Origin of the sequence: Microcystis sp. M20BS1 (assembly GCF_020245305.1) — a bacterium.
Lineage (GTDB): Bacteria > Cyanobacteriota > Cyanobacteriia > Cyanobacteriales > Microcystaceae > Microcystis > Microcystis ichthyoblabe_A.
Window position 1 is genome coordinate 13707 of sequence record NZ_JADBUZ010000021.1, and the last position, 21462, is coordinate 35168.

A 21462-nucleotide genomic window follows, 5' to 3' on the forward strand; every position below is an offset into this window, starting at 1 on the left:
CCGCAAATCCTACTTATGAGACTATTTCAATAGCGTAACCGATTGCTGTGCTAATAGGGCAGTACCATAGGCTGCTTGATCCTGTTGAGATAAAAGCACAGGAAATCCTAAATGACGCTGACGAATTATTCTCCAAGTCGGATTTTTTGCCCCACCACCGGCACTATAAACTCGCTCTAATTTATTGGCCCCCAATTCCTGTAAACGCTGATAACCTAAAGCTTCAATGCGGGCAATACTTTCTAGTAAACCATGCAAAAATTCTAGAGGATTATCGGGCCGGGGAGTCAGTTTCACGGGTAAAAAAGGATCATTAATGGGAAAGCGCTCGCCCGCTTTTAGTAAAGGATAATAATCTAAATTACTTTCTTTTTGTCCATCTATTGCTAAACTATAATTTCTCAATTCTTCATGAGAAAAAAACTTCTTTAACACTGCTCCCCCCGTATTAGACGCCCCACCAGTTAACCACAAATTTCCTAAACGATGACTATAGATGCCATAGTTACTATCATCAACTTTCTGGCTACTTAATAATTTTAAGACTAAAGTTGAACCTAAAGATGTCACTGCATCCCCTAAAGAATTAGCACCACTGGCTAAAAATGCCGCTATGCTGTCGGTGGTTCCCGTATAAATTAAACAATCTTTCGGGATAGCAAAACGAGTCACTAAATCCGGTTTAATAGTATCGATCGCTGTACCCGGGGCAAAAATTTGCGGTAATAAATTAAACATCGGTAAATTCTCTAACCAATCGGGATAACAGAGATTTTCGAGATCATAACCTAACTTTAAGGCATTATGATAATCACTAATTCCCAGTTTACCATGCAGCAGAAATGCTAACCAATCCGCTTGCGAGAGAAAATAACGCGCTTGCGAAAAAATTTCTTGTTCACTCCACCAAAGTAATTTAGCTAAACTAGAGGTGGCACTAATTACGGGATGGTGAGGGGGTGCTATAGCTTTAATTGCCTCTAAAAATGCAATTCCTCGCCCATCATTGTATAATATCGCCTCAGAAAGAGGATTACCCCAATTATCACATAATAACACCGTCGAGGAAGTACCATTAATAGCGATCGATTTAAGTTCTGAACGCACCGAATCCCCTAGATTATCCAATAAATAAAATAGGGCCTTTTGCCAATCCTGAAAATTGGCATTAGTGAAAGGATAATGAACCTCAGCGACGATATTTTTGCTAGAATCAATAGCAATCGCTCGCGCTCCCGATGTGCCAAAATCAATACCTAAAGATAAACCCATAGATGTCTTCACAACCCCCTCATTCTGGCTACCATTGGGATGGTATCACTTCCCGATTCTTTGAAGGTTGGTACTTCCGAGTCATGATTCCGCAATTAGCCGACGGATTCGCCTTTATGTATTCTATTCAAGACCCAAGCGGCGGTCAAGTCAATAGCGGCGGAGCAGTGCAAATTTTAGCCATAGAATCTAATTATCTTTGTCGCACTTTTCCCGATACGGATAAATTTTGGGCAAGTCATCAGGAATTAGCCATTATTCATTGGGGAAAAACTAACTTAAAAATCCGTCCCCGTCTGCTTTCTCCGTTAGATTTTTTTGAGTCTATTCGAGAAGGTTATCAAGCAACGGCACACCAGCAGCAAGGACGAATTTATGATCCCGTCACTGGAGAAATCTGTCAATGGGATTATCGCATTGAAACTAGGTACACTTGGGGAGATAACAAGCGTCCACCCCAAGCAACAGCAGGAATATTATCTTATTTACCGATTTTTGACCCGGGTTGGCAGATTTTAACTGCTCATGGTTTAGCAACGGGAATGATTACCCATCGGGGAAAAAATTATCAATTTGAGAATGTACCTTTTTATAGCGAGAAAAATTGGGGTTATTCTTTCCCCGAAAAGTGGTTTTGGATTAATTGTAATGCTTTCCCTGAAAATCCCGATTTAACCTTAACCGCAGTGGGTTCTACCCGGAAAGTTCTTAACTGGACGGAATCGGTGGGAATTATCGGTATTCACTGGCAAAATCGCTTTTATAAGTTTGATATCTGGAATTCTCAACTAACTTGGACAGTGCAACCCTGGGGATACTGGGAAATGAGGGCAACCAACGAGAATTATACCATTGTCTTAATCGGGATCAGTGACCATCCTCCCGATCGCGTGCGTGTACCCACGGAAAAAGGTCTCTCTTTTGCTTGTCAAGATACCCTCAAAGGTAAATTATCGATAAAATTGGCTGATAGTCGTGGTAAAATCCTTATAAATAGCTCTAGTCGTCTAGCTGGTCTCGAAATTGGCGGTATTTGGCCATCAGCTTGGATTAAACAGTGAGTTAAATCACCATGGCGACGGAAAAATGTGGAACGAACCACAGAGACACAAAGGACACAAAGATCGATCGCTACTATATAAGTCAAACTTATCACACAAAGAATAAGAGAGCCGGGGAACTTGTCACCACACTGGCAATTAGATATTTAATTATAACCACTTACTTAATAAAGATGATAATTATTTACTTTTCTATGATTTTATCTAATCTTTCCTGAATCAATAAAGCTAGGGAAGAACGCAAAAAAAATAAACCAAATAACCCCGCTAAACTGAAGGGAATAATAGCTAGTTTGCTATAGTTGGTGTTTAATAAAAATATGGCTGAGATAATGCTAAATCCCAATAGACAGACATTGATTAATACTTTAATTCCCAGATAAATTCTTTTCAGAAGTCGCTCATTTTCGCGTGACTTAACTTGAAAAACTAAATTTCCTCGCTCGATTTTTTCCTCTAATTGACGGATCATTCTTTCGTTTTTATTACCTTTTTGCCATTGTTGTTGAAAAAAAGTGCGAGCTTGATTAGCTAGGGTAAGCATGGTGTTGGTAGTTCCTCCTGATACCGCTAGACTTTTCACAAAAGGTTGACTAGCTGCTAATAAATTATACTGGGGATCTAAAGAGCGGGCAATCCCATCCAAAGTGGTGACAGATTTAATAATAAAAGTCATTTGGGGAGGTAAGCGAAAAGGTTGCTGTTTAAACATTAAATACACTTGATCGCTAATTTGTTCAAAGACCCTCACATCTACCGGTTTATCGCGAAATTCATCTAAGAGAAACTGGACGATATTTCGCACGGGTTGCAGATCTCTAACGGGTTCAATTAAACCCATATACACCAGAGTTTTTAAGACTGTTTCCGTATCCTTTCTCAAGACAGCGAAAAAGGTTTCGATCATTTGATCTTTAGCGACGGACTTTAACTCGAACATCGTGCCAAAATCGTAGAAAATTAACTCCCCTTCCTGACTAACTGCCATATTACCCGGATGGGGATCCGATTGGAAAAAACCATCCTGTAATAGTTGTTTGAGATAGGAACAAATCCCCAGTTGAATAATCCCATCTACGTTAATACCATTAGCTAGTAAAGTCTCTCGATCATCCACTTTAATCCCGGGTACATACTCCAAAGTTAATACCTTGCGGGTGGTATATTGCCAGTAAACTAAAGGGACTTTTACTTGAGGATAATTCTTAAAATTTTCCCGAAAGCGATCGGCATTTTTGCCCTCATGAATATAATCAATTTCTTGAAAGAGTAGTTCAAAGAATTCTTGATAGATAGCTTCTAAATTATATTTTTTCACCACGGGTAAAATATTTAACCAACGGGTGAGACGATGCAACAATTCAAAATCGAGATTAAATAGTCCTTCTAGATTCGGTCTTTGTACCTTAATAACGACTTCTTCCCCACTTAATAACCGCGCTCGATGTACTTGTCCTAAACTGGCACAAGCGAGGGGAGACACGGTAAAACTTGCAAATAAATTATCTAGGGGTTGTCCTAATTCTGTTTCAATAACTCGGATCGCTTCTTGACTATTAAATTCGGGAACTCGATCCTGTAATTGGGTTAATTGTTCGATATATTCGAGCGGAATTAAATCTGCTCGCGTCGATAAAGATTGTCCAATTTTAATAAAAGTTGGTCCCAAATTCATGAGGCGATCAACTAACCATTTCGCTCTCCTTTGCCGTTTTTTGCCCCCATTAGCCCCCGTTAAACGATCCCAGAGCAAAAAAGTCAAAAACTGCGTTGTAAAGCTAAATATCTCCAATTGACGAACAATCGGCGATCGCAAGCTTTGCTGCCAATGTAAAGACTTCGAGGAATCAAAGGGAGTAAGCATCAGTTATCAGTTATCAGTTATCAGTTATCAGCAAAACCGATCTACAGCGTTTCTCGTCAAGGTGAAGTATAAATTAAACCTTGCCGAAGCAAGGATTCCAGTCGCAAAAATGTGCTTCATCTATCTGAGAAATGCTGTCAAGTGTTACCTTCCCGTTTCCGAATTCGCCGGTAAAAATCCTGATTTTCAGCTTTTAATCTCTGGGACGGGGTAAACCCAGATCTACCGCTAGACGATGACTGCAAGCAAAACCAGAAAAGGCCACCGCGTTTAATCCTTGACCGGGGAAGGTACTATCTCCCACACAATAAAGATTAGGAATAGCTGTGCGATTAAAGGGCATTCCTAATAAACCTAACAATTTTCTTCGAGGTATTGGGCCATAACTGCCATCGATTCTATTCAAAAAGCGGCGATGGGTGCGGGCCGTGCCAATTTCGATATAATCTAATCCTGTATCTAGTTTGGGAAAGAGTTTTTTCAGGCGCTCGATGAGACGATGAGCAGCGGCCTCTTTTTTCTGTTGATATTCTTGGGGAGGCAGTTTTTGCCATTGATCAATCCAGCTAGGGGTGAAAGTATGAATGATATGATGGTCCGGGGGTGCGAGGGAGGGATCGAGTAAGGTAGGAATAGAAACAAAGATAGTTCCCTGTTCTGCTTCCATATTTTCCCAATCTTCTAGTAAAATATGGTGACATTCGCTTCCTGATGGTAATACATCGGCCTTGACTCCCAGATGCAAACTCAGGAAACTGGGGGATTTTTGATAGCGTTTTTGCCATTTTTTTTCGCTACCCGGGAGAGATTCCGGGGGGAGTAGTTTCTCGAAGGTATCCCAACGGGTGGCATTAGAAACAATCTTTTTCGCGTAATATTCTTTACCATTGGTCAATCTTACCCCGATCGCCCGTCCTGCATCTAAAATAATCTTATTCACTCTCGCTTGATACTGGATTTCACCACCAGCTTTTTCCAATCCCGCGACTAACTTGAGAGCAATCTGTCCCACTCCCCCCCGGGGATAGTTAATTCCCCCGTAATGGCGATCGCTAAAGACCATCCCCGCATTAATCATCGGAGTGCGATCAGCGGGTACTACCGACCAACAGTAACATTCCATATCGATAAATTTCAATAATTTCGGGTCTTTAATATATTTTCTGGCCACATCTCCCGCATTTTGGGGTAAATACTTGACCAATCCCAAACAAGATAAAGGATGCTGGAAAAAAACCCTAGTCAGATAGCGGGGTTCTTCCAGCGATAGTAAATCCATACTATTGAGACAATTAAACACCTGCCAGCATTCATCGTAAAAGCGCCGGATACCAGTTTTTTCTGCGGGAAAATGGCTAATTAATTCCTGTAAAAATTGTTCGTAGTCGCGATGAACTTTTAGGTCTAATCCGTCCGGGAGATGATAATGGATCTGGACGGGATCGGCAATGGTTTCGATACTCATATCCACCGCTGCCAAAGCCTTGGTTAAGAGGTTAGTCGTCCCCTTTTTGCCAAAACCAAAAATCATCGAAGCACCCACATCAAAACGATAACCCTCTCGTTCAAAATAACCCGCGCTGCCCCCCGGAATCAGATAACTCTCTAAAACCAAGACTTTTGCTCCTTTTGCCGCTAATTGCGTCGCTGTCACCAATCCCCCGATTCCCGACCCAATCACGATCGCATCGTACTGATTACTCATAACTTGACTCGATAAATTTTTGCATCAATTCTTGATTGTAACCCTTGACTAGCGGTCATCTATCGGCTAGTTTGGGGGAGCAAAAAATTTTTGGGGAGCGATGAAAAGTTGCTAAAAGGAAAAAAGTCCGGCTCTCTTATTCTTTGTGTGATCTCGCGTAGCGAGCGCGTTGCGACCAGTTTAACTTACTCTAGAAGTGATCAATCTTTGTGTCCTCTGTGTCTGGAGTGGTTCCCTCCACTCCCTCGCCAGCAGGACTGTATCTTAGAATATATTTTGCCCACCAAACCTAAGAGAGCCAAAGTCTTGACAAATCCCGCCGCTTGACATAATTGGATTTAGGTGATATTATGTTGCGGAAAGACGGACAGTGCTACTGTTATAAAAAATATTGGCTCTTCTCGTTTGTGTATGGAAGAGAGAAGAATAGGGGTAGTTTTCCGTAAATATATTCTTCAAAGCCTTGCCTAGCAAGACTCGTCCGAATAATAAGCACTGATTACCAGACAAAGTCGAGAGGAGCCAAGTAATTTACCTTAAGATTAATTAATCAATTGGATAATGTATAGAAAACTGGCGAACAAAATCCTTAAATTGGCTAATTACCTATCTAGGTCATCGAAGCGATCTCTTTTAATGATCACCGACTGCCTTGTTTTTTGTCTAACCATCTATCTGGCCTTCTCTCTCAGGTTGAATCTGAGCCTCGAATATCGGGAAATTAGACCTTTTTTAGAGCCAATATTGGGCTTAATTGCCATTAAAACTCTAGTTTTCTATCTCAAAGGTATTTACCGTCCCGTAGTACGTTATACAGGATTAGAGTTTCTTTCCTCCGTACTGCAAGCGGTTCTCTATAGTTCAGGGTTTTTAATCATTCTGGCCTACTTTCAAGGGGATGCCTTTTTGCCGCGTTCAGTCCTGATTATCGACGCATTGTTAACCCTAGTATTGGTTATCGGGGTGAGATTGTTGATTCGTTCTGTCTTTCACCGTCTGAATATTTACGTCAGTAGTGTGGATAGAGAACCGACAATTGTTATCTATGGTGCGGGGGTTGTGGGCCGTCAATTGGCACGTTCCCTACAAAATGACCCCCACTATCGTTTATTGGCCTTTGTTGATGATAATCCCGATTTGCAGCACCGAGTGATCCAAGGCTTTAGGGTTTATCCCCCCTCTCAATTGGCACTACTGCACCAAAAAACAGCCTTTGACTGGGTTATTCTCGCTATTCCTAATGTAGCCAAGGCCAGAAAGCGGCAAATCATCGAAAGTCTAGAAACTTTACCCATCGACATTAAAACCGTTCCTCCCCTCTCAAAAATTTTATCGGGAGAAACGACCATCAATCAGATTCGCAGTGTCGATGTCTCGGAATTATTAGGACGGGAAGAAATTCTACCTCATCCCGAACTTTTGGGAAAAAATGTCACCGGTAAAGCGGTGTTAGTTACCGGGGGTGGTGGTTCCATCGGTTCGGAATTATGCCGACAAATCGCCTTCCTCAACCCAAAATGCCTGGTAATCTACGAATTAAACGAGTTTTCTCTCTACAAAATCGATCTTGATTTAAGTGAAAATTATAGCGATTTACGCAAGTATGCCTATTTAGGCAATGTTCTCGACCGCAATCATCTAGACCGAGTCATCCAACAACACCAGATTGAGACAATTTATCACACGGCCGCCTATAAGCACGTTCCCCTTGTGGAAGCCAATGCTAGTCAGGGGGTTTACACTAATGTTTGGGGTAGTTTAAATGTCGCTCAGACTGCGATCGAGAATTCAGTTAGTAATTTAGTTCTTATTTCCACCGATAAGGCCGTCAGACCGACTAACATTATGGGGGCCAGCAAACGCTGTGCTGAGTTAGTCGTGCAAGCTTTGGCCGCTTTACCCGACAGTTCCACCTGTTGCGCGATCGTCCGCTTTGGCAATGTTCTCGATAGTAGCGGTTCCGTGGTGCCGCGTTTCCGGGAACAAATCGCCCAACGTAAGAATATTACCCTCACCCATCGCGATATTATTCGCTATTTTATGTCTATTCCAGAGGCGGTGCGTTTGGTTATACAAGCAGGAGCCATGGCCCGAGGGGGTGAGGTATTCCTGTTAGATATGGGTGAACCGGTAAGAATTTACGATTTGGCCCTACAGATGATTCGTTTAAGTGGCTTGGAATTAGGGCAAGATATCGATATTGAAATCACGGGATTAAGACCGGGGGAAAAACTCTACGAAGAATTATTAATCGATACCGATAAAGCTCGTCCCACCGCTCACCCAAAGATTTTTTGCGCTAATGAACACTTTCTTGCTTGGGAGGAATTGCAAATCAAATTAGAGCAATTGCTTAATTCTATTCAAGTTAATGACCGTCAGGGCCTAGTTAAGTCCCTACAAGATTTAGTTCCCGAATACCGTCCCCCGCAGCAAATGGCAAGTAATTTGTCAAATCAAAAGTGAAAAAGAGGAGTTTTATCTCTCCTCTTGTTGCCAAAATTTATTAATCTAATTGAACCGAATGCTCTTGTTTTAATTGCTTTTGGATAGCTTTTACCGTCTGCTCAATTTTATTGATCCCGCGAGAAGAAGGGCGATTTATTCTATCAGCTAGAGGAGAAGTTTGTTGAATAGCAATGCTTAAATAAAGAGGAAAAGCGAGGGTAAAGGCTAAAAAAAGACGTTGTAACATAATCCACTCCCACAAAAGTTCTTCAGCGATTATTTTAGCCGGCTGAAACTTTTACCAGAATAACGACTAACTAGGAAAATTTCAGCCAGTTTGTGACAGTCCGGCAATTGGTGGGGCAATCCTAAAGAATTAGCGCTGAAACCCTCAACCCTAGACCGAGAGTCTGATACATTGATCTAAGAATATGATCGATCGCCCTATCTATGCATAAAATTCCAGTTACTGTGATCACGGGTTTTCTGGGTGCGGGAAAAACTACCCTCATCCGTCATCTACTGCAAAATAATCAAGGCCGACGGGTGGCCGTTATGGTCAATGAATTCGGAGAAGTGGGAATTGATGGTGATTTGTTGAAAAGTTGTCAGACCTGCGACGACAACCCCAACGATAATATTGTGGAATTGACCAACGGTTGTCTGTGCTGCACAGTACAGGAAGAATTTCTCCCCACCATGCAGAAATTGCTGGAGCGACGGCAACAGTTGGATTGTATGCTGATCGAAACTTCCGGATTAGCTTTACCTAAACCTTTGGTTCAAGCTTTTCGCTGGCCGGAAATCCGCAACGGTGCGACGGTGGACGGAGTAATCACCGTGGTGGATGGTTTTGCTATCGCTAGGGGTCGTCTGGTGGCGGATTTAGATGCTTTAACGGCACAAAGGCAAGCAGACCCCAATTTAGAACACGAAACGCCTATTGAGGAGTTATTTGAGGATCAGTTAGCCTGCGCTGACCTGGTACTCTTAACTAAAACCGATCTCATCAGCGAAATTGAATTAGAAAAAATTATTAATTGGCTGAAAACACAACTGCGATCGACGGTAAAAATAGTTACTTGTGCCGATGGACAAATTAGCCCCGATGTGCTATTGGGATTTAATGCCGCCGTCGAGGATAATTTAGCTAGTCGTCCTAGTCATCATGATCACGAGGAAGAACACGATCACGATGAGGATATCAATTCTGTGCAGTTTTGCCTCGATTCTCCCGTAGATGCCCGAATTTTGACCCAACGGATCAAAGAATTGGTGGCCCGAGAAGAAATCTATCGGGTCAAGGGATTTGTTAATGTGGCCAACAAACCGATGCGTATGGTGTTACAGGGAGTCGGCGATCGCTTTGATTCTTTCTTTGATCGACCCTGGCAATCCACGGAAACGCGGCAAACTCGCTTGGTCTTTATCGGCCGCTCCCTCGATAGTCAGAGAATCGAGCAGGCCTTAACTAGGGTTTGCTGAAGAAGTTTTTCCTGGGGTTAGGGTGTGGGGTAGGGAGATTATTTTTATTTATTCTCCCTTCTCCCCCTCTACAATAATTACTCGCAGCCAGAAATACGTTGGGTACTATCATACTTTGTGCTTTTTGTCAAAAAAACTTTTTTTTTGCAATAAAACTACACAAAAAAAAGATCATCGTTATGGGTGAAATTGACTGATTTGACCGTCTTAATTAGGATCACTTTCTAGGTGTGGCAAGGGTTTCAACTATTGCTGCCTAAAAAAGCACAAAATAACCCATTATGAAATTCTATCAAATCGCTGTAACCCTTGTAACATCGTTGTTAAATAAAAATCTTTCTCAATTAATTCTTAAGAATTTGTAAATATTGCGGAATGTTAATTTAAATATTCTCAAGTTTTTGCAGTCAATAAATAATTTTTGCTTATCTTTGATCAACAGAGGCAGTCCCAATGAAAAAATTTTCACCCCCACAGATGAAAGAGGTTTCTTTCCCCACACCCCACACCCCACACCCTACACCCCACACCCCACACCCCACTGAAAAAGCTCCGGCGCTCGATCGCCCGGATAGATGGTCGGGGATTTGGGTTAGGGTAGTAAAAGATACAGATTACCCACCCTTCCAGACCAACAATTATGACGAACACCAGTAACCCGCTGCTTGCCGGTCAAGGATTACCGGCCTTTGACCAAATCCAACCCGGCCTGATTGTCCCTGGGATGACGCAACTTTTGCAGGAACTGGCCAGAGAATTAACCGAACTAGAAGCGCAGATTACCCCCACCTGGGAAAAATTAGTCGAACCCCTCACCCGGATCGAAGAACGTTTAAGCTGGAGTTGGGGGATTATCGGTCATCTGATGGGGGTAAAAAATAGCCCGGAATTGCGTCAAGCTTACGAAACCGTACAACCACAGGTAGTCGAGTTTATTAGCCGTTTAAGCCAAAGTAAACCCATTTATGAAGCATTTTTGTCCCTGCGTCAAGGGGAAAGCTGGGGGCAATTAGACGAGGCACAACAGCGCATTGTCGAAGCTTCCCTGCGGGATGCCCAATTGGCCGGGGTGGGATTGGTAGGGGAGAAAAAAGACAGATTTAACGCAATTCAACTGGAATTAGCGGAAATCACCACGAAATTTTCTAATAACCTCCTCGATGCCACCAAAGCTTTTCAACTGAAACTAACAACCCCAGAAGATATCGCCGGTTTACCCCCTAGTCTCCTCAGTTTAGCCGCCCAAACCGCCCGCACCCAAGGGGAAACTAACGCCAGCAACGAAACTGGCCCCTGGGTGATTACCCTCGATTTTCCCAGTTATTTCCCCTTTATGAAGTACAGCGATAATCGGGAATTGCGCGAAAAACTCTATAAAGCCTACGTTAGTCGGGCCGATCTGGGAGAATTGGATAATAATCCCTTAATCGATCGCATTTTGCAACTTCGTCAGGAACAGGCCCATCTTTTAGGTTATAGTACCTACGCCGAGGTCAGTCTTGCCCGGAAAATGGCCAATTCTGTGGATGAAATCGAGAAATTGCTTGACAATTTGCGCCAAGTAAGCTATGAAGCGGCAAAACAGGATTTAGAGGCCTTAAAAACTTTTGCGGGAACCGACGATCTCAAGCATTGGGATATAGCCTATTGGTCAGAAAAACAGCGTCAGGCCAAGTTTAACTTTAGTGCCGAGGAATTACGCCCCTATTTCCCCCTACCACGGGTTTTAGAAGGCATATTTAGCCTCGCTAAACGGATTTTTGGGGTAGAAATTATCGCTGCCGACGGTAAAGCACCTATCTGGCATCCCGATGTGCGTTATTTCCAGATTAACGACGAAAAGGGCGAAAAAATCGCCTATTTCTACCTCGATGCCTACAGTCGTCCCGCCGAAAAACGCGGCGGCGCTTGGATGGATGTCTGTATCGGTCGGGCCAAAACCGGCACCGAGGTGCGTTTACCTGTGGCTTATTTAATCTGCAATCAAACGCCTCCAGTGGACGGAAACCCCAGTTTAATGACCTTTGAGGAGGTAACTACCCTATTTCACGAATTTGGCCACGGTTTACAGCATATGTTAACCACTGTGGATTATTCCGGCGCGGCGGGTATTAATAACGTTGAGTGGGATGCGGTGGAATTGCCCAGTCAATTTATGGAAAATTGGTGTTATGATCGCCCTACTTTAATGAGTATGGCCAAACACTACCAAACCGGTGAAACTCTCCCCGAACATTACTACCAAAAACTGCTTCTAGCTAAGAATTATATGAGCGGTTCGGCTATGCTGCGTCAGTTACATTTGTCTTTAGTAGATTTGGAATTACACCATCGCTATCAACCCAATGGCGGCGAAACTCCTAAACAAGTCAGACAGCGTTTAGCGGCAACGACGACGATCATTACTCCCCTACCGGAAGATGCTTTCTTGTGTTCTTTTGGACATATTTTCGCTGGCGGTTATGCGGCGGGTTACTATAGTTATAAATGGGCAGAAGTTCTCAGCGCCGATGCTTTTGCCGCTTTCGAGGAAGTGGGATTAGATAACGAAGAAGCAGTGAAAGCGATCGGTCGCCGTTTTCGCGATACTGTCTTAGCTATGGGGGGAAGTTCCCATCCTATGAATGTTTTTAAAGCTTTCCGCGGTCGTGAACCTAGTACCGAGCCTCTCCTCCGTCATAGCGGCTTATAAAAGTAGCCAAACACTTTTCTTTGTGGTGCGTTACGGTAATATTTAGCTCTTGATTTTTTCCCTAAAAACAAGGGATTGTCTGACGCACCCTACTTGACTACTTAACATTTTTTCATAAATAGGCTCTCAAACTTGCTGTAAAAATAGACAATGATAGGTTACAATACTATTGTTCTATACATCACCAATCTAGCCTTTGATAAAATTTATAGAATTATCTACTCTACCGATTCATAATCCAGCCGAACGTTTATTAATTATCCTACAAAGATGTTCTCAAGACGAAACTGACGAATCAGTTCAAGCAGTTTTAGCAAGAGCAATGGAAGTGAAAAATGACACTGATTCTGTTCAGAAAGGGTTGATTCAATTACTACAGCTTATTTATCACATAGAAGATCAACTACAATATTTTCCTTCAAGAAAACAGTCTTCCTATAAAGAACTTATGGAACAAATTAAGGATGAATTAATTAGTGTATTTTCAATACTTGAAATGTCTTGGTCAAATTCTTTCTTACAGCCATTAAACTCTCCTGACTGGTACGCTCTACATTGGCTTCCTTCTTGTGTAGAAGATTTTGAGGAAATATATTTAAGCAAAGAGGATTTGAACAGGTTAAGGGAAGAAATCTTAGGTTTAATTCAAATGATTGAAGATAGCAAAATTACGCAAGAGTTTAAACAATTTCTGCTGATTAAATTAAATGAAGTCCTAGAAGCTCTTAACAAATTTTACATCGTTGGCTATAATGGTCTTCGCAAGGAAATTTTGGCTACTCTGGCTGAGTTGAGAATTAATGAAGTCGAAGGCGAAGATAAGGAAACCAAGAACAATATATCCCAAAAGTTATGGGAATTTTTCACAAAAATAGTTCCAGAAAAAGCACAAAAGATTAATCCGCCAATTAGTCTCCTTGTAAATAGTTATAAGCTTGCAGAAATGTTCAAAATTTTACCTCCAGGTAATTAACAAAAAAGGGTTGCTATCATATTTAAATCTTAGATTTTGGTGTGTTACGCTTCGCTAACACACCCTACTGTATATTTTTATTAAGAATTATCCTTCCTTTGTAACATTAACTCTTAATTCTTAACAAATTACCCTAGATTCTCAGAGAAAAACTGATTATAATAAAGGGAACTGAACAGAACTGCTCGATCGATAGATAACTGATTAATTAAAGTTTTATTACTTTTGATGGCCTGGGATTAAGAGAAGTAAATTTATTCTTGATCGCTCCCTGAAAGTGAGAAGAAATAGTTTTAATAAACAAAGAGTTTTCAACTTGGCAAAAATCCTCTAGGGGCAATACACATGGAAGTTATAACCGAGACAATTAACCCAACTTCGATCGAACGGGAACCGATCCATCTCTATAACCGAATTCAACCGCACGGGGTGCTTTTAGTTCTCAGCGAACCAGAGCTAAAAGTCAGCCAAACTAGCAATAATAGCCGCAGTTTATTGGGTATTTCTCCGGGGGAAATTATCGGTAAAACCCTAGAGGAAATCTTCGATCCCTTTCAGATCGATCCTCTAAAATCAGCCATAGAAAATAACGATTTTGATGCTCTCAATCCTGCCAAAATTTGGGCGCGGGTTAAAGGGGATGATTTTGCCGTCTTTGATGCTATTTTCCACCGTAACGCCGAACAAATGCTGATTTTAGAGTTAGAACCAGCTATTTCCTATGAAAACATTCCTTTCCTGAGATTCTATCACCTAGCCAAAACTTCGATCGATAAACTTGAAGCCACCCGTAGCCTGAAAGATTTCTGTAATATCATCGTTAAAGAAGTCAGAAAAATGACAGGATTCGATCGAGTTATGTTATACAAATTCGACGAAGAAGATAACGGTGATGTGATAGCAGAAGACAAAATAGAGCAACTAGAACCCTATCTCGGTTTACGTTATCCCGCTTCCGATATACCTCTCCCGGCACGAAATTTATTAAGTGCTAATTGGATTCGACAGATTCCCGATGCTACCTCTGAACCCGTCGATCTAGTGCCTAGTCTTCACCCCGAAACCCAACAACCCTTAAATTTAACCCTGTCCAGTCTTAGAAGTGCTTCTCCCTGTCATTTAGAATACCTGCATAATATGGGAGTGGGAGCATCTCTAACCATTTCTCTGATTGAAAATAAACGTCTCTGGGGCATTATTGCCTGTCATCATCGCACCCCTAAATATGTACCCTACGAACTCCGTAAAGCCTGTGAGTTCTTAGGAAGAGTGATTTTTTCGGAAATATCGGCACGGGAAGAAACCGAGGATTATGACTATCGAGTAAAATTAAGCTTTGTGCAATCGCAATTAATCGATTATATGGCGGAAGCTAATAACTTTATTGATGGATTAATTGCCCATAAACCGAATCTGCTCGATCTAACTAAAGCCACGGGAGCCGCTATTTGCTTAGGTGGTAACTATACCTTAATTGGAGTAACACCGAGCGAAGAAGAACTAAACTATCTGATTACTTGGCTAGAAAAAAACGTCCATGAAGATGTTTACTATACCAATTCCTTACCGCGAATTTATGCCGATGCGGGTAAGTTTAAAGACATTGCCAGTGGTTTACTAGCAATTCCCATTTCTAAACGTAATTATCTCCTCTGGTTTCGTCCGGAAGTAATTCAAACCGTGAACTGGGGTGGTGATCCGGGTAAAGCGATCGAAACGACTGCCATAGATGGTAATATTCGTCTCTGTCCGCGTAAATCTTTCTCCCTCTGGAAAGAAACCGTTCGCCTCAAATCTTTACCCTGGAAAGCGGTAGAAATTAACGCCGCACTAGAATTACGAAAAGCGATCGTCAATATCATCTTAAAACAAGCCGATGAATTGGCACGTTTAGCGCGGGATTTGGAACTATCAAACGCCGAATTAAAAAAATTCGCCTACGTCGCTTCCCACGATTTACAGGAACCCCTCAATCAAGTCGCCAACTATGTGCAGTTGCTAGAAATGCGCTACACCGAAGAACTGGACGAAGATGCTAAAGAATTTATTACTTTTGCCGTCGAAGGTGTCAGCTTGATGCAAACATTAATAGATGATGTGCTGGCTTACTCAAAAGTGGATATGCAGGCGGTAGAGTTTAATACCATCGATGCTAATCTGGCACTGGAAAAAGCTCTCGCTAACCTGAAAGGGAGAATTCAAGAAAGTCAAGCTATAATCACCGTTGATCCTTTGCCAATTGTCATGGCAGATAAAACTCAGTTAATGCAATTGTTCCAAAATCTCATCGGTAATGCCATTAAATTCCGGGGAAAAGCGACTCCCACTATTCATATTGCTGCCCAACGTCAAGAGGAGGAATGGCTGTTCTCTATCAGCGATAATGGAATTGGCATCGATCCCCGATTTTCCGAACGCATTTTCGTAATTTTCCAACGACTGCACACCCGCGACGAGTACCCCGGCACAGGTATGGGTTTGGCGATTTGTAAGAAAATTATCGAGTGTCATCGCGGACGAATTTGGGTAGAATCCCAATTAGGTAAAGGAGCGGTTTTCTATTTTACAATTCCCCTAGGAGGTGACGAGCGTGAGCGCTGGCGAGGACGTGCCACACAAAATTATCTTATTAGTGGAGGACAGCAAAGCTGATATTCGCCTCATCCAAGAGGCATTAAAAACTAGCACCGTCCCGCATGAATTAGTTATCGTTAGGGATGGTGTCAACGCTATGGATTATCTGCGTCGAGAAGGGGAGTATATCGATTCTCCTCGTCCTAATCTGATTCTTCTCGATCTGAATTTGCCAAGAAAAGACGGACGGGAGGTATTAGCGGAAATAAAAAACGATCCCAGTTTAAAAAGAATTCCTGTGGTGGTTTTAACCACTTCTCGCAACGAGGAGGATATTTTTTATAGCTATGAACTGCACGTTAATTGTTATATAACCAAGTCGCGCAATCTCAACGATTTGTTCAAAATTGTCAAAAATATCGAGGCTTTTTGGTTAGAAACCGCTACTTTACCCAGTGAGTGAATCATTATCAGTGATCAGTTATCAGTGATCAGTTATCAGTTATCAGGAGTCGGTCGTCAGTAGTCAGGAGTCAGGAGGCAGCTTTATTCTCCCCACACCCTACACCCCGCACCCTACACCCTACACCCCACACCCCACACCCCACTTCCTAACTTCCCAAATCTCTTTAACTCTTGATTAAACAATGGGACTCTCGCAGGATATAAAAGTTCTTTTAATCGAGGATAATTTAGCCGAAGCTCGATTATTAAAGGAAATTCTTAAGGGTAATGAAAAAAAAGAATTTCATCTGGTTAATGTGTCAAGATTATCGGAGGCAATTTCTCTTTTAAAACAAACAAATTTTGATGTAATTTTATTAGATCTAACTTTACCAGATAGTCAGGATTTGGAATCCTTAGCTCCCCTTTTAATTACGGCTCCGAAATTACCAATCGTGGTTTTAACTAATACTAATGATGATAATTTAGCTTTGGCAGCACTACGTCAGGGAGCGCAGGATTATTTAATTAAAAGAGAAGTAAGTTTAGAAATTTTAACTCGATCGCTATGTTATGCGATCGAGCGAAAACAGATGGAGGAAGCTTTACGAGAATCGAACGAAGCTTTAAAAATGAGCGTGATTGAACGCACTAATCAACTGGAAAAAGCTCAGGAATTAAATCAGTTAAAAACTGAATTTGTTTCCATGTTATCTCACGATTTTCGCAATCCTTTAAATAAAATTTTACTCTCGGCTGGATTATTAGAAGAAAGTCGCGATCGGTTGACAAAAGATCAGCAAGTTAGCTATTTTCGCATGATTCGATCGGCCATTAAAGACATGGATCAATTGCTCACAGAAGTGTTATTAATTGGTAGGGCCGATTCCGGGAGATTATACTGTCAATTTGATCCGGTGGATTTGCTCGATTATTGTCAGAAATTGGTAGAATCTTTTATGGTTAAGCCAGAAAAACAATCGGCAATTATTTTCCAAATTGAGGGCAGCTTAGAAAGAGGACTTTGGGATGTTAATTTAATTAAACATATCTTGACAAATTTACTGGGAAATGCTATCAAATATTCACCACAGGGAAACCCCGTAGAATTTAAGATTATTGTCGAATCCGAGCAGGTAGTCTTTAAAATTATCGATCGAGGCATTGGTATTCCCAGCAAAGATCAAGAAAATTTATTTAAACCTTTTTATCGCGGTAGCAATGTCGATAATATTCAAGGAACGGGATTAGGATTAGCCATTGTCGGACGCTGTGTGGAAGCGCACAAAGGACAAATTTACATAGAAAGTGAGGAAGGAAAAGGCACAAAGATCACGGTGATTCTACCGATTATTACCGATATTGAACACCTAAATTGAGATCAACAATAGGGTGGAACCACAATTTTTTTTTCTGCTGCCCCTCTCCCCTAGGGTTGATTCATAGTAGGGTTGATTCATGAATCAACCCTACCTCTCCCCTCTCCCTGCTCCCCTTCCATAGGATTGAGGATCACCCTGAGCGTTCATCCGATCGAGTGATTTTGCGGAAAAGTGTTAAAAAAGATTGCTGTTTGTAAAGACAACTGTTACCGTGGGTTCAAGAGTGCGCTTTGAAGGAGGAAAAATCCCATGCACCCTAACCTATCCATCTATCCCCCGATTGCTTCGCTACTTATGTAGGGCATAGATGCACAAATCAAAGATTTCAGAAGCAAAACCAATAAATTTCTGTACTGTTGCTTAAAACAGGAGTTTGATCATGAAATTACAGGGAAAAACAGCCCTAGTCACGGGGGCATCCCGGGGCATTGGACGAGCGATCGCCTTAGAATTAGCCCGACAAGGTTTAAGCAGAATTGTGATTGTTGCCAGAGATCAAGAGCGATTAGACAAACTAGCCAAAGAAATTGAGTCTCTAGGGGTCATTGCCACACCTTTAGCCCTAGATTTAACCGAAAATGACCTTGTTAGTCCTTCAATTATCCGCGTTTGGCAAGAATGTCGTGGCATTGATATCCTCGTTAACTGTGCCGGTATTGCCCATCAAACCCCCTTTCTGCGATCGCAATTTTCGCAAGTGCAAGCAGAAATATCTTTAAATCTGATGGCCATGTACACAGTTACTCGCTTAATTGCCCGCCAGATGGCAATTCGGGGACAGGGAACCATCGTCAATGTTTCCAGCATGATGGGTAAAATTGCCGCTCCTAGCTTCGCTACCTACTCGGCCACCAAATTTGCCATTTTGGGTTTTAGTCAAGCTCTCAGGTCGGAATTACGGGAACACAACATCAAAGTTGTCACCCTCTTACCCTCTTTAACCGATACGGATATGGTGCGAGAATTGCAGTTATTTCGATGGTTAAAGCCGATGAGCGCCGAAGAAGTCGCCCAAACCCTAATTACCGGGTTAAATAGGGAAAAAACGGAAATTGTCGTCGGTTGGCAAAGTCATCTAGCTCTTTGGTGTCAAAAATTGGCCCCGAAACTGCTGGAGAAAATTGTCGATTTAGCCTCTCCCTTGCGCCAAAGCAAAGGAAAGCGAGGATGGCGAGAAGTGTTTAACTAGGGTTTAATTAGGGTCTGGTGAAAAAGTTTTTCCTGGGGGTAGGGTGTGGGGTGTGGGGTGTGGGGTGTGGGGTTTTACTCATTTTCATGTGGTCAATTACCTAATTTTCAGGAAAAAAGTCCAGGGATTTTCCCCCCAATCACTCCAAAGGTCGGCACTTTTTGAGGCAAAAAAAGTCTAAAAGCGTTATCCAACAAGGTTTTTAGATTTATTCAGCAAGCCCTAATTAAATCCATCAGGGTGAGCCATGCTCACCCTAATCACCTTCACCAACAGGCAATTAAACGGCTGTCAGGGTTTTTTCTAGAAGTTGTCGGGGAGCTTGAACCGAACCACGACAGTGGATTTCCGCAGAATTATTGGGACTTTCAATTAGTTTAACTTTATCTAATTCGGCTCCTAATTGGCGGATCCGTTCCTCCAATAGTTGAGCGATATGTAAGGCAATATTTTCCGCGGTGGGAACCACTTCGGCAAAGTAGGGAATATCCTTATTTAAAAAAGTATGATCGAAGGGTTCTACTACCAATTCATCGATCGCTTTTTGTAAATCTCCTAGATCCACAATCATACCGGTGCGGGGATCAATTTCTCCCGCCACGGATACTTCTAGGTGATAATTATGACCATGACCGTTTACCCTGGCGCATTTGCCGTAGATTTCCGAGTTTTGTTCGAGGGTTAATTGCGGTAAAGCCAAACGATGAGCGGCACTAAAATGGGTTTTGATAGTTAAAGTTGCTTCCATATCTTTTCCTTGATATTCTGCCCACAATTCGGGGTGTTCAAATAGTTGAATTTTGACCAATGGTAAATAGGGTGCTAATCTTTGCCAGATAACTCTAGCGATATTTTCTGTGGTGGGTAGGGTTTGCTGAAATTCCGGCCAGACTTGATTGAGATAGGAGTAGTCTAATTGACTGGTTATCTCTCGTTTAATTACCTGTTTCACGGTGGAGAGATTCTCCACCATGCCATAAAGATTGAGTTCTTTGTATAGGGAGACGTATAATTCGTAATTGTGACCATGACCGGGAAAACGGCTACCAAGACCAAAAAGTCTTTGATTTTCGGCTTCGTCCCATTCTGGTAGATAATAGCGATGGCTGGCTGAAAACCGCGCTCGACGATTGATGATGCAATCCATAAATGTGGGCGATCGATGACTTTGTAAAGTTACGTTAAGGTAACTCTTTCTAGCATAAACCAGTTTTGTCCCCCCCAGCTTGCAGACTGGGGAAAGTTATCCCTCAATTCTGGTATGGTGCGATCGCTGTGAGTCTATATTGAGATTTTGCTATTTTTAAATATTCCGCTAGTTTCTGTTGAATTTTTTTCTTTTTTCTGGGTCTTGTGGCCATTCTAAACTGGATTTTACCCCAATATAAACCTATTTCTTTTTTTAGATGTTTGTGACTTGATAACTACTTAAGTAGATAGGTATTAAAAACTTTCAGATCCCCCCGCCTATCGGCACCCCCCTTATCAAGGGGGGCAGGGGGGATCGAACCTAAAATCCATTTTTAATTTAATTATAACCAGCTACTTAACTCGATTCGTTATTCTTGATTATTGTCAGTAATAATCGCTAAAATTGCCAGTTGATGGAGAGAATAAACGGCCTTCTTGAGTGCCGCTCTCTGTTTTTTCAAGACTAGGATACCAAAAGTATTGACAAATAGACAGCTTTGCTGTAAATTTGCTGGTGATAATCCTATAATTAGTCGCTCCGTAAGGATAACAGCTAAAACTAAAAAACTATTCAGGATTAAGAATCATTTATGAAAGCGATCGTTTTGACCTGCGATAAGTACATTAAATTTGCTGATCACATGATTTATACTTATCAAAAATTGTGGCCAAGTAATCCTTTTACTTTTCGTGTTCCCTACGACAATTATCCTGAGAACTTAGCAAAATATGGCGATAAAGTGGAGTTAATTCCGATGGACTGTTCCAAGATCAGGGATACGGTTTTAAATCTCTTAAAACACTTGCCTGATGAAGAATGGATTTATTGGTGCATGGATAATCGTTACCTGATCCGAATTCAAGAAGAGGCGGCTAATGATATCTACAATTTTGTTATCAATAACACCGAGTCCGATCTCCTAACAGTTCTCTGCCTGCGCCACCTTAAAGGTGGTTATACCAATTCTCTAAATACCAACTACAGATAGAGCATCCAGGATATAACCTCGTCCAACAATTGAAGCAATTACCTCTTTGTTCATTTCTTCGAGTCGTTGACCAATTAACAAACGTAATTCCTCTAAGTCTCTAGGTAGTTTCCATCTCAATCCTTTTTTTAGATATTGCCAAATCTGTTCAATTGGATTAGATTCTGGGCAATGTGGTGGCTGAAACATGAGA

15 protein-coding genes and 1 pseudogene are annotated in these 21462 nt (G+C 41.8%); 10 read left to right on the plus strand and 6 right to left on the minus strand.

Translation table 11 applies throughout. The features are described 5' to 3' along the window. Nucleotides 1–21: 21 nt before the first annotated feature. Complete coding sequence (locus IM507_RS02380; RefSeq protein WP_287636491.1) at nt 22–1272, minus strand: FGGY-family carbohydrate kinase; 1251 nt, start codon at nt 1270–1272, stop codon at nt 22–24. 2 nt (nt 1273–1274) lie between these two features. Here IM507_RS02380 and IM507_RS02385 point away from each other — a divergent pair, with 2 nt between their 5' ends. Beyond that, complete coding sequence (locus IM507_RS02385) at nt 1275–2333, plus strand: tocopherol cyclase family protein (protein WP_002731633.1); 1059 nt, start codon at nt 1275–1277, stop codon at nt 2331–2333. 184 nt (nt 2334–2517) lie between these two features. Here IM507_RS02385 and IM507_RS02390 read toward each other — a convergent pair whose 3' ends face one another. Beyond that, nucleotides 2518–4197: an ABC1 kinase family protein gene (locus IM507_RS02390; protein WP_002731643.1), complete on the minus strand. Its 1680-nt coding sequence runs from the start codon at nt 4195–4197 to the stop codon at nt 2518–2520. A 193-nt stretch (nt 4198–4390) separates the two neighbouring features. Continuing rightward, nucleotides 4391–5902, minus strand: a complete 1512-nt coding sequence (gene crtH, locus IM507_RS02395) for a carotenoid isomerase (RefSeq protein ID WP_069475014.1) — start codon at nt 5900–5902, stop codon at nt 4391–4393. A gap of 636 nt (nt 5903–6538) precedes the next feature. Between crtH and IM507_RS02400 the strand changes: the two genes are divergently transcribed. After that, on the plus strand, nt 6539–8368 hold the full coding sequence (locus tag IM507_RS02400; protein WP_069475015.1) for a polysaccharide biosynthesis protein: 1830 nt from the start codon (nt 6539–6541) through the stop codon (nt 8366–8368). A gap of 40 nt (nt 8369–8408) precedes the next feature. On the opposite strand, the gene IM507_RS02405 is transcribed toward IM507_RS02400, so the two are convergent. After that, nucleotides 8409–8597 (minus strand): hypothetical protein, encoded by a 189-nt coding sequence (locus IM507_RS02405; RefSeq protein WP_002732804.1) that lies wholly within the window; start codon nt 8595–8597, stop codon nt 8409–8411. A gap of 203 nt (nt 8598–8800) precedes the next feature. Here IM507_RS02405 and cobW point away from each other — a divergent pair, with 203 nt between their 5' ends. From cobW to IM507_RS02440, 7 genes are all read left to right on the plus strand, one after another. Continuing rightward, nucleotides 8801–9835, plus strand: coding sequence for a cobalamin biosynthesis protein CobW (cobW, locus tag IM507_RS02410; protein ID WP_002732696.1), 1035 nt, complete (start codon nt 8801–8803; stop codon nt 9833–9835). A gap of 640 nt (nt 9836–10475) precedes the next feature. Next, nucleotides 10476–12527, plus strand: coding sequence for a M3 family metallopeptidase (locus IM507_RS02415; protein WP_123230142.1), 2052 nt, complete (start codon nt 10476–10478; stop codon nt 12525–12527). A 196-nt stretch (nt 12528–12723) separates the two neighbouring features. Further along, entirely contained in the window at nt 12724–13500 is a 777-nt protein-coding gene (locus IM507_RS02420; RefSeq protein ID WP_259679006.1) for a hypothetical protein, read from the plus strand. Between the two features lie 345 nt (nt 13501–13845). Beyond that, nucleotides 13846–16152: a sensor histidine kinase gene (locus IM507_RS02425; protein WP_287636489.1), complete on the plus strand. Its 2307-nt coding sequence runs from the start codon at nt 13846–13848 to the stop codon at nt 16150–16152. After that, the gene (locus IM507_RS02430; protein WP_123230141.1) at nt 16091–16537 is read left to right on the plus strand and encodes a response regulator; all 447 of its coding nucleotides are present in this window, start codon (nt 16091–16093) and stop codon (nt 16535–16537) included. The genes IM507_RS02425 and IM507_RS02430 overlap by 62 nt, the downstream gene beginning before the upstream one ends. A 184-nt stretch (nt 16538–16721) precedes the next feature. Continuing rightward, the gene (locus IM507_RS02435) at nt 16722–17897 is read left to right on the plus strand and encodes a hybrid sensor histidine kinase/response regulator (RefSeq protein WP_002777483.1); all 1176 of its coding nucleotides are present in this window, start codon (nt 16722–16724) and stop codon (nt 17895–17897) included. A 382-nt stretch (nt 17898–18279) separates the two neighbouring features. Next, nucleotides 18280–19089 (plus strand): SDR family NAD(P)-dependent oxidoreductase, encoded by an 810-nt coding sequence (locus tag IM507_RS02440; RefSeq protein ID WP_002734757.1) that lies wholly within the window; start codon nt 18280–18282, stop codon nt 19087–19089. A gap of 280 nt (nt 19090–19369) precedes the next feature. Here IM507_RS02440 and IM507_RS02445 read toward each other — a convergent pair whose 3' ends face one another. Then, nucleotides 19370–20236, minus strand: coding sequence for a 6-pyruvoyl trahydropterin synthase family protein (locus IM507_RS02445; RefSeq protein ID WP_002734811.1), 867 nt, complete (start codon nt 20234–20236; stop codon nt 19370–19372). Between the two features lie 634 nt (nt 20237–20870). On the opposite strand from IM507_RS02445, the gene IM507_RS02450 reads away from it, so the two are divergent. Next, on the plus strand, nt 20871–21269 hold the full coding sequence (locus tag IM507_RS02450) for a hypothetical protein (RefSeq protein WP_002732662.1): 399 nt from the start codon (nt 20871–20873) through the stop codon (nt 21267–21269). On the opposite strand, the pseudogene IM507_RS02455 reads toward IM507_RS02450, so the two are convergent. Next, nucleotides 21249–21462: pseudogene (locus IM507_RS02455) on the minus strand (IS630 family transposase); the annotation flags it as partial. The gene IM507_RS02450 and the pseudogene IM507_RS02455 sit on opposite strands and share 21 nt — an antisense overlap.